This window comes from Streptomyces sp. MUM 203J (assembly GCF_022414595.1).
Lineage (GTDB): Bacteria > Actinomycetota > Actinomycetes > Streptomycetales > Streptomycetaceae > Streptomyces.
Window position 1 is genome coordinate 1 of record NZ_JADWYO010000057.1, and the last position, 12,988, is coordinate 12,988.

The 12,988-nt window shown below is 73.6% G+C and carries 11 protein-coding genes and 1 pseudogene; 9 read left to right on the forward strand and 3 right to left on the reverse strand.

The genetic code is table 11. The features are described 5' to 3' along the window. From I3F58_RS23405 to I3F58_RS23445, 9 genes and pseudogenes are all read left to right on the forward strand, one after another. Nucleotides 1-471 (forward strand): annotated as a pseudogene (locus I3F58_RS23405) (hypothetical protein); the annotation flags it as partial. Between the two features lie 171 nt (nt 472-642). Continuing rightward, complete coding sequence (locus I3F58_RS23410) at nt 643-1,485, forward strand: nitrilase-related carbon-nitrogen hydrolase (RefSeq protein WP_240110644.1); 843 nt, start codon at nt 643-645, stop codon at nt 1,483-1,485. 8 nt (nt 1,486-1,493) lie between these two features. After that, a complete protein-coding gene (locus tag I3F58_RS23415) occupies nt 1,494-2,774 on the forward strand; it encodes an aspartate aminotransferase family protein (RefSeq protein ID WP_240110674.1) in 1,281 nt (426 codons plus the stop codon). 45 nt (nt 2,775-2,819) lie between these two features. Beyond that, the gene (hydA, locus tag I3F58_RS23420) at nt 2,820-4,229 is read left to right on the forward strand and encodes a dihydropyrimidinase (RefSeq protein WP_240110645.1); all 1,410 of its coding nucleotides are present in this window, start codon (nt 2,820-2,822) and stop codon (nt 4,227-4,229) included. A gap of 11 nt (nt 4,230-4,240) precedes the next feature. Beyond that, nucleotides 4,241-5,266, forward strand: a complete 1,026-nt coding sequence (locus I3F58_RS23425) for a TIGR03842 family LLM class F420-dependent oxidoreductase (RefSeq protein WP_240110646.1) — start codon at nt 4,241-4,243, stop codon at nt 5,264-5,266. Between the two features lie 97 nt (nt 5,267-5,363). Then, nucleotides 5,364-6,797 (forward strand): amidase, encoded by a 1,434-nt coding sequence (locus I3F58_RS23430; RefSeq protein ID WP_240110647.1) that lies wholly within the window; start codon nt 5,364-5,366, stop codon nt 6,795-6,797. Nucleotides 6,798-6,865: 68 nt separating this feature from the next. Further along, a complete protein-coding gene (locus I3F58_RS23435; protein ID WP_240110648.1) occupies nt 6,866-7,699 on the forward strand; it encodes an inositol monophosphatase family protein in 834 nt (277 codons plus the stop codon). 377 nt (nt 7,700-8,076) lie between these two features. Next, nucleotides 8,077-9,504, forward strand: a complete 1,428-nt coding sequence (locus tag I3F58_RS23440; RefSeq protein WP_240110649.1) for an NAD(P)/FAD-dependent oxidoreductase — start codon at nt 8,077-8,079, stop codon at nt 9,502-9,504. A 62-nt stretch (nt 9,505-9,566) separates the two neighbouring features. Continuing rightward, the gene (locus I3F58_RS23445; protein ID WP_240110650.1) at nt 9,567-10,088 is read left to right on the forward strand and encodes an O-acetyl-ADP-ribose deacetylase; all 522 of its coding nucleotides are present in this window, start codon (nt 9,567-9,569) and stop codon (nt 10,086-10,088) included. Here I3F58_RS23445 and I3F58_RS23450 read toward each other — a convergent pair. Genes I3F58_RS23450 through I3F58_RS23460 form a run of 3 tightly spaced genes read right to left on the reverse strand, consistent with a single transcriptional unit; the run spans nt 10,085 to nt 12,986 of the window. Continuing rightward, a complete protein-coding gene (locus tag I3F58_RS23450) occupies nt 10,085-10,741 on the reverse strand; it encodes an LUD domain-containing protein (RefSeq protein WP_240110651.1) in 657 nt (218 codons plus the stop codon). The two genes, I3F58_RS23445 and I3F58_RS23450, sit on opposite strands and share 4 nt — an antisense overlap. After that, nucleotides 10,738-12,234, reverse strand: coding sequence for a lactate utilization protein B (locus I3F58_RS23455; RefSeq protein WP_240110652.1), 1,497 nt, complete (start codon nt 12,232-12,234; stop codon nt 10,738-10,740). Before I3F58_RS23455 ends, I3F58_RS23450 begins: the two co-directional genes overlap by 4 nt. Then, nucleotides 12,231-12,986, reverse strand: a complete 756-nt coding sequence (locus tag I3F58_RS23460; protein WP_240110653.1) for a (Fe-S)-binding protein — start codon at nt 12,984-12,986, stop codon at nt 12,231-12,233. Before I3F58_RS23460 ends, I3F58_RS23455 begins: the two co-directional genes overlap by 4 nt. Between the last annotated feature and the right edge of the window lie 2 nt (nt 12,987-12,988).

The following is a 12,988-nucleotide window of genomic DNA, read 5'->3' on the forward strand; positions in this document are numbered from 1 at the left end:
GCCCAAGGCCGCGGCGGCGAGGCGCACGCGCTGCTCTGCGAGGCCGCCCGGTGGCCCGCGGTCCGGCTGCCGCTGCTCGCCGGTGCCCTGCACCGGGCCGGACTCGCCGCGGACTGGGCCACCCTTCTGTGGGAGGCCGCGGCCCTGCCCACCGAGCGGCTGGCCGACCTGGCCGGGGCGCTCGCCGGGGCGGGCCGTGAGCAGGACGCCCGGCAGCTGCTGCGCCAGGGTGTGGCCCGGGAGCCCGAGGACGTCGCGGCGGCGGTGACCCGGCAGGACGCCACCGGGGCGGTACGGGCTCTGGTGGAGGTGTTCGTCGACGTGCGCTCACCGGAGGACACCGCCCGTTTCGCCGCCTGCGCCCCGCACCGGCTGGTGCCCGAGGTGCTGGCGGCCGTACGGGCCGTGGCCCCGGCGAGGGAGACCGCGCTGGTGCACGCGCTGAGGGTCGCGCGGCTGATCGCGACCTGAACCGGAGCGCAGGCCCCGCGACCGTAATGGACCACTCGGGTACGAAAAATGATCGACTCCTGTGGTGCGTGGCGGCGGTCTTGCCCCGGGATGTGACGAGGCTTACGTTCTCTTCCTACGCACGCGCTCTACGTGCGTAGAAGCTCTGTCGCCGTGCCGAAGGAGCAGCTCATGTCCCACACCGTGCGCGCCGCGCTCGTCCAGGCCACCTGGACCGGCGACACCGACTCGATGATCGCCAAACACGAGGCCCATGCCCGTGCCGCCGCCGACCGGGGCGCCCGGGTCATCGGCTTCCAAGAGGTCTTCAACGCCCCGTACTTCTGCCAGGTGCAGGACGCCGAGCACTTCCGCTGGGCCGAGCCCGTCCCCGACGGCCCGACCGTCCGCCGGATGCGGGACCTCGCCCGGGAGACCGGCATGGTGATCGTCGTCCCCGTCTTCGAGACCGAGGACTCCGGCTTCTACTACAACACCGCCGCCGTCATCGACGCCGACGGCAGCTACCTCGGCAAGTACCGCAAGCACCACATCCCCCAGGTCAAGGGCTTCTGGGAGAAGTTCTACTTCCGGCCCGGCAATCTCGGCTGGCCGGTCTTCGACACCGCCGTCGGCAAGGTCGGCGTCTACATCTGCTACGACCGGCACTTCCCCGAGGGCTGGCGCCAACTCGGCCTGAACGGGGCCCAGCTGGTCTACAACCCGTCCGCCACCCACCGCGGCCTCTCCTCCTACCTCTGGCAGCTCGAACAGCCCGCCGCCGCCGTCGCCAACGAGTACTTCGTCGCCGCCATCAACCGCGTCGGCCAGGAGGAGTACGGCGACAACGACTTCTACGGCACCAGCTACTTCGTCGACCCGCGCGGCCGGTTCGTCGGGGACCCCGCCTCCGACAAGGAGGAGGAACTCCTGGTCCGCGACCTGGACTTCGGGCTGATCGACGAGGTGCGGCAGCAGTGGGCGTTCTACCGGGACCGGCGGCCCGACGCCTACGAGGGACTGGTGAAGCCGTGAACGGCCACATGAACCTGCACGAGCGGCACAAGGCCGTCATGCCCGACTGGCTCGCCCTCTACCACGACCGCCCCCTGGAGATCACCCACGGTGAGGGGCGGCACGTCTGGGACGCCGAGGGAAACCGCTATCTCGACTTCTTCGGCGGCATCCTCACCACCATGACCGCCCACGCCCTGCCCGAGGTCACCAAGGCGGTCAGCGAACAGGCCGGGCGGATCATCCACTCCTCCACCCTCTATCTCAACCGCCCCATGGTGGAGCTGGCCGAGCGGATCGCCGCCCTCTCCGGCATCCCCGACGCGCGCGTCTTCTTCACCACCTCCGGCACCGAGGCCAACGACACCGCGCTGCTGCTCGCCACCGCCTACCGCCGCAGCAACCAGATCCTGGCCATGCGCAACAGCTACCACGGCCGGTCCTTCTCGACCGTCTCCGTCACCGGCAACCGCGCCTGGACCACCAGCACCCTCTCCGCCCTGCGCACCCTGTACGTGCACGGCGCCGTCCGCAGCCGCGGCCCTTACGCCCACCTCTCCGACGCCGACTTCACCGCCGCCTGTGTCGCGGACCTCGAAGACCTCATCGGCCAGACCGGCGAGGTCGCCGCGCTCATCGCGGAGCCCGTCCAGGGCGTCGGCGGCTTCACCGCCCCGCCCGACGGCCTGTACGCCGAGTTCCGCCGGGTCCTGAACCGGCACGGCATCCTGTGGATCAGCGACGAGGTGCAGACCGGCTGGGGCCGCACCGGCGAGCACTTCTGGGGCTGGCAGGCACACGCCGCGAGCGGTCCGCCCGACGTTCTCACCTTCGCCAAGGGCATCGGCAACGGCATGTCCGTCGGCGGGGTCGTCGCCCGCGCCGAGGTGATGAACTGTCTGAACGCCAACTCCATCTCCACGTTCGGCGGCTCCCCGGTCACCATGGCCGCCGGCCTCGCCAACCTCTCGTACCTGCTCGAACACGACCTCCAGGGCAACGCCCGGCGGGTCGGCGGGCTCCTCCTGGAGCGGCTGCGCGCCGTCTGCGCGGGCATCCCCCTCGTCCGGGAGGTGCGCGGCCGGGGCCTGATGATCGGCGTCGAGCTCGCCCACCCCGAGACCGGCGCCGCCGCACCCGAGGCCGCCGCAGCCGTCCTCGACGCCGCACGCGACCGGGGCCTGCTCATCGGCAAGGGCGGCGGCCACGACACCAGCGTCCTGCGCGTCGCCCCGCCCCTCACCCTCACCGTCGCGGAGGCCGAGGAGGGCGCCGCGCTCCTCGAACAGGCCCTCCGCACGGTCCGGTGAGGCCGCGCCCGTGAACACCGCCGACCCGAAGGGGGCCGAGCACCCGTGAGCACCCGCACCCTCGTCCAGGGCGGCCTGGTCGTCACCGCCGCCGAGGAGACCCACGCCGACGTCCTCGTGGAGGACGGCCGGATCGCCGCGCTCGCCGCCCACGGCAGCGGCCCCGCCGCGTCCTGGGCGGAATCCGCCGACCGCGTCCTCGACGCGACCGGCAAGTACGTCATCCCGGGCGGCGTCGACGCCCACACACACATGGAGCTGCCCTTCGGCGGCACCTTCGCGTCCGACGACTTCGAGACGGGGACACGGGCCGCCGCCTGGGGCGGCACCACGACGATCGTCGACTTCGCCGTCCAGACCGTCGGACACTCGCTCCGCGAGGGCCTCGACACCTGGCACGCCAAGGCGGACGGCCGCTGCGCGATCGACTACTCCTTCCACATGATCCTCTCGGACGTCGACGAGTCGTCCCTGAAGGAGATGGACCTGCTCGTCGAGGAGGGATGCACGAGTTTCAAGCTCTTCATGGCCTATCCGGGGGTCTTCTACAGCGACGACGGCCGGATCCTGCGCGCCATGCAGCGCTCGTCCCTCAACGGCGGTCTGATCATGATGCACGCCGAGAACGGCCTCGCGATCGACGTGCTCGTCGAGCAGGCACTCGCGCGCGGCGAGACCGATCCCCGCTACCACGGCGAGGTCCGCAAGGCCCTTCTGGAGGCCGAGGCCACGCACCGGGCCATCCAGCTGGCCCGGGTGGCCGGGGCGCCCCTCTACGTCGTGCACGTGTCGGCGGAGGAGGCCCTCGCCGAGCTGGCCACCGCCCGCGACAAGGGCCTGCCGGTGTTCGGTGAGACCTGCCCGCAGTACCTGTTCCTGTCCACCGACAACCTGGCGGAGCCGGACTTCGAGGGCGCCAAGTACGTGTGCAGTACACCCCTGAGGCCCCGCGCGCATCAGGCGGCGCTGTGGCGGGGGCTGCGGACCAACGACCTCCAGGTGGTCTCCACGGACCACTGCCCGTTCTGTTTCGTGGGCCAGAAGGAGCTGGGCCGGGGCGACTTCTCCAGGATCCCCAACGGGCTGCCGGGCGTGGAGAACCGTATGGACCTCCTGCACCAGGCCGTCGTCGACGGGCACATCAGCCGCCGCCGCTGGATCGAGATCGCCTGCGCGACCCCGGCCAGGATGTTCGGCCTGTACCCGAAGAAGGGCACCATCGCCCCCGGCGCCGACGCCGACCTGGTCGTCTACGATCCGGCGGCCACGCAGACCCTGTCGGCCGAGACCCACCACATGAACGTCGACTACTCGGCATACGAGGGGAAGACGATCACCGGCCGGGTCGAGACGGTCCTCTCGCGCGGTGTCCCCGTCATCGACCGCCGCACCTACACCGGCCGTGCCGGACACGGCGTCCACACCCCGCGTTCCACCTGCCAGTACCTGAACTGACGGAGGCCCTCATGGACTTCGGACTCGTCCTCCAGACCGACCCGCCGGCCTCCGAGGTCGTCAGCCTCATGCAGCGCGCCGAACGCAACGGCTTCCGCTACGGCTGGACCTTCGACTCCGCCGTTCTCTGGCAGGAGCCGTTCGTGATCTACAGTCAGATCCTCGCGGGCACCACCGGGCTGCACGTCGGCCCGATGGTCACCAATCCCGGCACCCGCACCTGGGAGGTCACCGCCTCCACCTTCGCCACCCTCAACGACATGTACGGCAACCGCACGGTCTGCGGCATCGGCCGCGGCGACTCCGCGATGCGTGTCGCGGGCCGCAAGCCGAACACCCTGGCACGGCTCGGTGAGGCCATCGACGTCATCCGCGACCTGGCGGAGGGCCGTGAGGCCGTGGTGGACGGCAAGCCCGTGCGCATCCCGTGGATCAAGAACGGCAGGCTGCCGGTGTGGATGGGCGCGTACGGCCCCAAGGCCCTGGCCCTGGCGGGCCGGAAGGCAGACGGGTTCATCCTCCAGCTCGCGGATCCGTTCCTGACGGAGTGGATGGTCAAGGCCGTCCGGACCGCGGCACAGGAGGCCGGCCGCGACCCCGACGCCCTCACCGTCTGCGTCGCCGCACCCGCCTACGTCACCGCCGACGACTCCCCGGAGGCCCTGGCCCACGCCCGCGAGCAGTGCCGCTGGTTCGGCGGAATGGTCGGCAACCACGTCGCCGACCTGGTGGCCAGGTACGGCGAGCACTCGGACATGATCCCGGACGCGCTCACCGCGTACATCAAGAACCGGCACGGCTACGACTACAGTCACCACGGCCGCGCCGGGAACCCCTCCACGGACTTCGTCCCCGACGAGATCGTGGATCGTTTCTGCCTCCTCGGCCCGCCGTCCGCCCACATCGAGAAGCTGAGGCGTCTGAGGGACCTCGGTGTCGACCAGTTCGCCGTCTACGACATGCACGACAACCGCGAGGGCACCATCGACGCGTACGGCGCCGACGTCATCCCGGCTCTGGCGGGCCAGGCTCGGTGACGGTGGCCGCGTCGGCTCCATGAGCCTTGTCACACAGTATCTATGATGGCGCGTCAGGTCGCAGACACCCAGGGGCCGCGGCCGTAGGTTGGGCGACATGTCCACCACAGATCACGACCCGGCCGACCTGGGACTCGCCGCGCAGGCACGCGCGTTGCGCGAGGGGAGCGTCAGCGCCGGTGAGCTGGTGCGGGCCAGTCTCGACCGGATCGAGGCGACCCGCACCACTCTCAACGCCTTCCGCCACGTCCGTGCCGAGGAGGCCCTCGCAGAGGCCGAGGAGGCCGACCGGAGGCTCGCCGCGGGGGAGACCGCGCCCCTTCTCGGCGTGCCCGTCGCCGTCAAGGACGACACCGACCTCGCCGGGCTGCCCACCCACTTCGGGACAGCCGGGGACATCCGGCCAGCGGTCGCCGACGGTGAGGCCGTGAGCAGGCTGCGCGCCGCCGGAGCCGTCATCGTCGGCAAGACCAACGCGTGCGAGCTGGGCCAGTGGGCGTTCACGGAAGGCCCCGCCTTCGGTGCCACCCGCAACCCGTGGAACCGCCACCACACCCCCGGCGGTTCCTCCGGCGGTTCCGCCGCCGCCGTCGCGGCCCGGCTCGTGCCCGCCGCCCTCGGCTCCGACGGCGCGGGCTCCATCCGCATCCCCGCCTCCTGGACCAACCTGGTCGGAATCAAGCCACAGCGCGGCCGGGTCTCCGTCCACCCGTACGACGACTGCTTCGAGGGCCTGACCGTCAACGGCCCCCTGGCCCGTACGGTCGAGGACGCCGCCCTGCTGCTGGACGCGGCCGCCGGGGCGCACCCCCGCGAAGGGCTCAGGCTGCCCGCCATCGACGCCTCGGCCGCCGCCCGCCGCGACCCCGGGCGCCTGCGCGTCGCCCTGGCCTGGCGCCCGCCCTTCACCGCCGCTCCCGCCCCGCTCCACCCGGACATACGCAGGGCCGTCACGGCCCTCGCGGACACCCTGGCCCGGCTCGGCCACACCGTGGAGGAGGCGCGGCCCCGCTACGGCCTCATGGGCCTGAGCTTCCTGCCGCGCGCCACCGCCGGAGTCGCCGCCTACGCCGACCGCCACCCCGAGCCCGGCCTCCTCGACCCGCGCACCCTCGGCGCGACCCGCACGGGCCGCCGCCTCGGCGGCCCCGTACTGCGGGCCGCCCGCGCACGCGAGGCCCGCCAGCACCGCCGAATCGGGGTGATGTTCACCGCGTACGACGTGGTCCTCACCCCCACCACGGCCTCGCCGCCCCCGCGGATCGGCACCTTCGACCGCATGTCCGCCCTGCGCACGGACACCACGATGGCCGCGGCCTGCCCCTACACCTGGCCGTGGAACGTGCTCGGCTGGCCCGGAGTGAACGTGCCCGCCGGGTTCACCGGCTCCGGGCTGCCGGTCGGCGCCCAGCTCCTGGGCCCCGGCGGAGGCGAGGAGCGGCTCATCTCCCTCGCCGCCCAACTGGAGGACGAGCTGCGCTGGTTCGAGCGGCGGCCCCACCGGCCCACCGTGCTCGAGGCGGCCGGGTGAACCGCCTCCGGTGACGAGGTGGGCGGGCCGCCGAGGCCGGGGCGGCCGGAACGTGGTGTGATGGAAGCATGATCGATCAGCTGCTGGACGACGCCGCCTTCCTCTCCGCCGCCGAGAACGCGGTCCGCGCCGCTGCCGCGGCCGAGATCATGCCGCGCTGGCGGCAGCTCGCCGCGCACGAGGTCGTCGAGAAGAGCGGCCCGCACGACCTGGTGACCGTCGCGGACCGGGCGGCCGAGGAACACCTCACGGCCGCCCTCACCGCGCTGCTGCCCGGCTCCGTCGTGGTGGGAGAGGAGGCCGTGCACGCCGACCCGCGCGTCTACGAGGCGGTACGGGGCGACGCGCCCGTGTGGATCGTCGACCCGGTGGACGGCACCCGCCAGTTCGTCCACGGAGACCCCGGCTTCTGCACCCTCGTCGCGCTCGCCCGGCACGGCGAGCTGCTGGCGTCCTGGACGTTCGCCCCCGCCCGGGACGAGATGGCCGTCGCGGTACGCGGCCGGGGCGCCCGGCTGAACGGCACCGGGCTGCGGGCGGGAGCGCCCGAGGAGGGCGCGGTGCTGCGGGTCGCCACGTCGCACCCCGACTACACGACGCCCGACCAGAAGCGCGCGCTGCTGGGGCTGGCCGCCGCCGCGGACGTCGAGGCCCGGCCGTGCGGCTCGGCCGGGCTGGCGTACCTGTCGGTGGCCCGGGGCGAGCTGGACGCGCTGGCGTTCTCCTGGGAGTACGCCTGGGACCACGCGGCCGGTCTGCTGCTGCTCACGGAGGCGGGAGGGGCGCATCTCACCGTCGGGGGGCGCCCGTTCCACATCGGAGGCGGCAACGCCCTGCCGTTCGCGGCGGCGCGGGACGCGGGGACGGCGGAGCGGGTACGAGGCCTGCTGACGGCGCAGTAGCCGCTTCCCGCCCCGCCCTCCCGCCACCTCGGCAGGCGGCTCCGCCGGTGGTGCGGGAGTTGTCGCCGGACCGCCGCTCCTCAGGCGCCTGAGAGGCTGCGGCCGGTGTCCGAGGCGCTTCGGGAGGAGCACCGCCAGGGCGTCTCCGGGCTCGTCCGGCGCCGGAGGAGGAGCGCCGTTCCGGGGACATTCCCGCTGCGTGAAGCGCCGGGAGGCAGCCGGGTCCGGGGCGGACCCCGCACGGCGGAGGGCGCACGCCGAGCGCGGCCGGAAGGGGGGCGGGGCGCGCGAAGGCCCCGGCCGCGACCGCCGCCCGCCGCCGGTTCACCACACCGGAATATGCTGGGCCTCAGTCAGCGCGCGAAGGAGGGGCGAACATGCCGTCAAAGCCGGCGATGCTGGACGCCGTCGTCGTAGGCGCGGGTCCCAACGGGCTGACCGCTGCCGCCGAACTGGCCCGCAGAGGCTTCTCGGTGGCCGTTTTCGAGGCCCTCGACACCGTAGGCGGCGGTGCCCGCACCGAGGAGCTGACGCTCCCCGGCTTCCGCCACGACCCGTGCTCGGCCGTGCATCCCCTCGGCATCGGTTCCCCGGCCTTCAAGGGCATGCCGCTGGGCAGGTACGGCCTGGAGTGGCTGCACGCGCCGCTGCCGATGGCGCACCCCTTCGACGACGGCACGGCGGCCGTGCTGTCCCGCTCCGTCGCGGAGACCGCCGCGTCGTTCGGGCCGCGCGACGCGGGCGCGTACCGTCGGCTCGTAGCCCCGTACGCGGGCAAGTGGGACACCCTGGCACGGGACTTCATGTCGCTGCCGCTGACCGCCCTGCCCCGGGACCCGGTCACTCTCGCCCGCTTCGGACTGACCGGACTGCCGCCCTCGACCTGGCTGATGCGCCGCTTCCGCGACGACTGGGCGCGCGCGCTGTTCGCCGGGCTCGTCGCCCATGTCATCGCCCCGCTCGGCGGGCTCGCCACCGGCGCGATCGGACTGGTCTTCGCGCTCGCCGCGCACGCCAACGGCTGGCCCCTCCCACGCGGCGGCTCGCAGTCGATCGCGGACGCGCTCGCCTCGTACGTAGGCGACCTCGGCGGAACCGTCCACACCGGCGTCGAGGTCAGACGGCTCGACGAGCTGCCGCCCGCCCGCGCGTACGTCTTCGACACCTCCCCGACCGCCCTCGCCCGGATCGCCGGGCTCGGCGCCTACTACGACCGCTACCGCTACGGCGCCTCCGCCTTCAAGATCGACTATGCGATGGACGGCCCGGTCCCCTGGACCGCCGAGGAGCCGCGCCGTGCGGGCACCGTGCAGGTCGGCCCGTCCAGCCGTGAGATCGGCACCGCCCTGCGCGAGGCGTCCGGCGGTACGGCTCCGGACACCCCGTTCCTGATCACGGCCCAGCCGAGCCTGGTGGACCCGTCCCGCGCGCCCGAGGGGAAGCACGTCTTCTGGGCGTACGGCCACGTGCCGAACGGCTGGGACGGCGATCTGACGGAGGCCGTCGAGCGCCAGATCGAGCGGTTCGCGCCCGGCTTCCGCGACCTCGTGCTGGCCCGCGCCACCGCCGGGCCGCCGGAGCTCGCCGCGCGCAACGCCAACTACGTGGGCGGTGACATCGCCTGCGGCGCCGCGCGCGGGCTCCAGCTGCTGCTGCGGCCCCGGCTGTCGCTGCGCCCCTACAGCACCCCGCACCCGGCGGTGTTCCTCTGCTCCTCCGCCACGCCGCCCGGCCCCGGCGTCCACGGAATGTCCGGTCACAACGCGGCGAAGGCGGTGTGGCGGCACCTGCGCGCGGTGCTCTGACACCTCCCGTACGGCTCCGAAGTCCCGCGACACCGCCCGTCCGGGCTGTCAGGATGAAGTCCATGAGCCAGCCGACCCCGACCCTCACCCTGGTCCAGGGCGACATCACGCGGCAGCACGTCGACGCGGTCGTGAACGCCGCCAACTCCTCACTCCTCGGCGGCGGGGGCGTCGACGGTGCCATCCACCGCGCGGGCGGCCCCGAGATCCTGGCCGAGTGCCGCGCCCTGCGCGCCTCCCGGTACGGCCGCGGCCTGCCCGCCGGCCGGGCCGTCGCGACCACGGCAGGCCGCCTCCCCGCCCGCTGGGTCATCCACACCGTGGGACCGGTGTACGCCGAGGACGAGGACCGCTCGGCCCTGCTGGCCTCCTGCTACCGCGAGTCCCTGCGCGTCGCGGACGAACTGGGCGCCCGCACGGTCGCGTTCCCGGCCGTCTCCACCGGCGTGTACGGCTGGCCGATGGAGGACGGGGCCCGCATCGCCGTGGAGACCGTCCGCACGGTGCGTACCCGGGTGGAGGAGGTCCGTTTCGTCCTCTTCGACGCACCGGCCTATGCGGCCTTCGAGGCCGCCGTGCGCTAGGCCCCGCTCAGCAGGACCACTTCCAGGGTGCGGGGGCCGTGGACGCCCTCCACGCGGTCCAGTTCGATGTCACTGGTCGCGGACGGGCCCGAGATCCAGGTCAGCGGGCGGTGCGGGTCGAGGCGTTCCAGAGCCTCCGGCACCGAGGCGACGACCTGGTCGGGGACCCGTACCACGCAGATGTGGTGGTCCGGGACCAGGGTGATGCGGCGGCGGCCCTGGCCGGGGCCGCCGTCCAGGACGAGGGTGCCGGTCTCCGCGATCGCCACCGCGCAGCCGGTGACGACGCTGTCCACCACGTCCAGCTCCCGGGGGGTGCTCTCGGCGCGGTCCGGCACGGCGGTGGCCTCCGCTGCCCGGAGCCACCCCGGCGGCAGCCCCGGCGGCACCAGCACCGAGGCCGCCCCGCGCTCGCCGAGCAGCCGCGCCAGCAGGCCCGGCAGAGCGTCCCCGGTCGTGCGGTGCACGAGCGCCCGGTAGTCCGCCAGGTTCGACGCCAGCAGGTCCGCGGTCTCCGCGGGTGTCCGCTCCCCGTGGACCCGCAGGTACGCCCGCCTGACCGGGCCGTCCCCGTGGCGCGGCACGTCCGCGAGCGCCCGACGGATACGGGCCAGGACCCGCTCCCGGCTTCCGTACACGCCCTCCCCGCTCATCGTGAACCGTCTCCCCTCGTGCGCTGCCACCAGTCGCGGAACGACTCCGCCGGCACCTCCGGCAGCGCCCGCGTCTCCGTCCACGCCCGGCCCGCGCGGCCCGGCAGCCGCTCCGGGTGGAGCCGCCGCGTCCGTGACGCCAGCCGCTGACCGGCCCGCAGCACCCCCGGCCGGTCCAGCGCCCAGCGGGCCGCCCGCATCGCCGCGCGCTCCGCCGCGTGCCCCTTCGCGGGGCGCAGGGTGACCCGCACCCCGTTCTGTGTCACCTCGCCGCCCTCCGCCACCCGCTCCCGGAGCCGCACCAGCACCTCGGGGATGTCGATCGCGACCGGGCACACCTCGTAGCAGGCCCCGCAGAGGGACGAGGCGTACGGCAGTGAGGCGTCCACCTCGCTTCCCGTGCCGCGCAGTTGCGGCGTGAGGATCGCGCCGATCGGGCCCGGGTAGACAGAGCCGTACGCATGGCCCCCGGCCCGCTCGTACACGGGGCAGACGTTCAGACAGGCCGAGCAGCGGATGCAGCGCAGCGCCTGCCGCCCCACCTCGTCGGCCAGCGTGTCGGTGCGGCCGTTGTCCAGGAGGACGAGGTGGAAGGCCCGGGGGCCGTCGCCGTCCGTCGTGCCGGTCCACATGCTCGTGTACGGGTTCATCCGCTCGGCCGTCGAGGAGCGGGGGAGCAGTTGCAGGAACACCTCCAGGTCCCGCCAGGTCGGTACGACCTTCTCGATGCCGACCACCGAGATCAGCGTCTCCGGCAGCGTCAGGCACATCCGCCCGTTGCCCTCGGACTCGACCACCACGAGCGTTCCGGTCTCCGCGACCATGAAGTTGGCCCCCGAGACGCCGACCCGGGCGCGCAGGAACTTCTCCCGCAGGTGCAGCCGTGCCGCCTCCGCGAGTCCGGCGGGCGTGTCGGTGAGGCCGTCGGGCGCCGGGCGCCCCCAACGGCCCATCTCCTTCCGGAAGATGTCCCGGATCTCGCCCCGGTTGCGGTGGATGGCCGGAACGAGGATGTGCGACGGCCGGTCGTGCCCGAGCTGCACGATCAGCTCCGCGAGGTCGGTCTCGTACGCGCGGATGCCCGCCGCCTCCAGGGCCTCGTTCAGCCCGGTCTCCTGTGTGGCCATCGACTTGACCTTCACGACCTCGGTCTCCCCGGTCGCCCGCACGAGGTCCGTCACGATCCGGTTGGCCTCCGCCGCGTCGGCGGCCCAGTGGACGACGCCGCCCGCGTCCGTGACCCTTTCCTCCAACTGCATGAGGTAGTGGTCGAGGTGACGGAGTGTCCGGTCCTTGACCGCCTTCCCCGCCGCGCGCAGCTCATGCCAGTCGGCCAGCTCCGCGACGGCCTTGGCCCGCTTGTCACGGATGGTGTGCGTGGCGTGCCGCAGATTCCCGCGCAGGGTCGCGTCCCGCACGGCGGAGGCGGCGGCCCGGGGGAAGGCGGGCATGCCGAGGTCCGTACGGCCGCGGCCGTTCCCGCTCTCGCTCATCCGAACGGTTCCTCCTTCGTCGATGCCAGGATCTCCGCCAGATGCACCGGCCGCACGGACGCCCCCTGCCGGGCGAGGGTGCCGCCGATGTGCATGAGGCAGGAACTGTCGACCGCGCAGACCGTTCCCGCGCCGGTGGCACGGATGGCACGCGTCTTGTCGGCGCCCATCGCCGCGGACACGGCCGGGTTCTTCACGGCGAAGGTCCCGCCGAACCCGCAGCACTCCTCGGCGTCCGCCAGCTCCCGCAGCTCCAGCCCCTCGACCCGCGCGAGCAGACGCCGCGGCCGGTCCCCGAGGCCGAGCGCGCGCAGGCCGTGACAGGTCGGGTGGTAGGTGACGGTGTGCGGGAAGTACGCGCCGACGTCCGTCACGCCGAGCACGTCGACCAGGAACTCGGTCAGCTCGTACGTCTTGGGGGCGGCGCGCCCGGCGGCCTCGGCCAGGCCCGGGCCGCGCCCTTCCGCCGCCGCGCGTGCCCCGATGCGGGGGTAGGCGTCGCGCACCATCGCGGCACACGACCCGGAGGGGGTGACGACGTACTCGTACGGACCGAACGCCGCGTCGAAGCGCCGTACCAGCGGCTCGGTCTCGTGCCGGTACCCGGTGTTGTACTGCGGCTGGCCGCAGCAGCTCTGCTCCGGGGGGAAACCGACGGTCACCCCCAGGCGTTCGAGGAGCCGGACGACCGCCTGCCCCGTGCGGGGGTACAGGGTGTCGTTGACACAGGTGACGAAGAGGGCGACGCGCACGC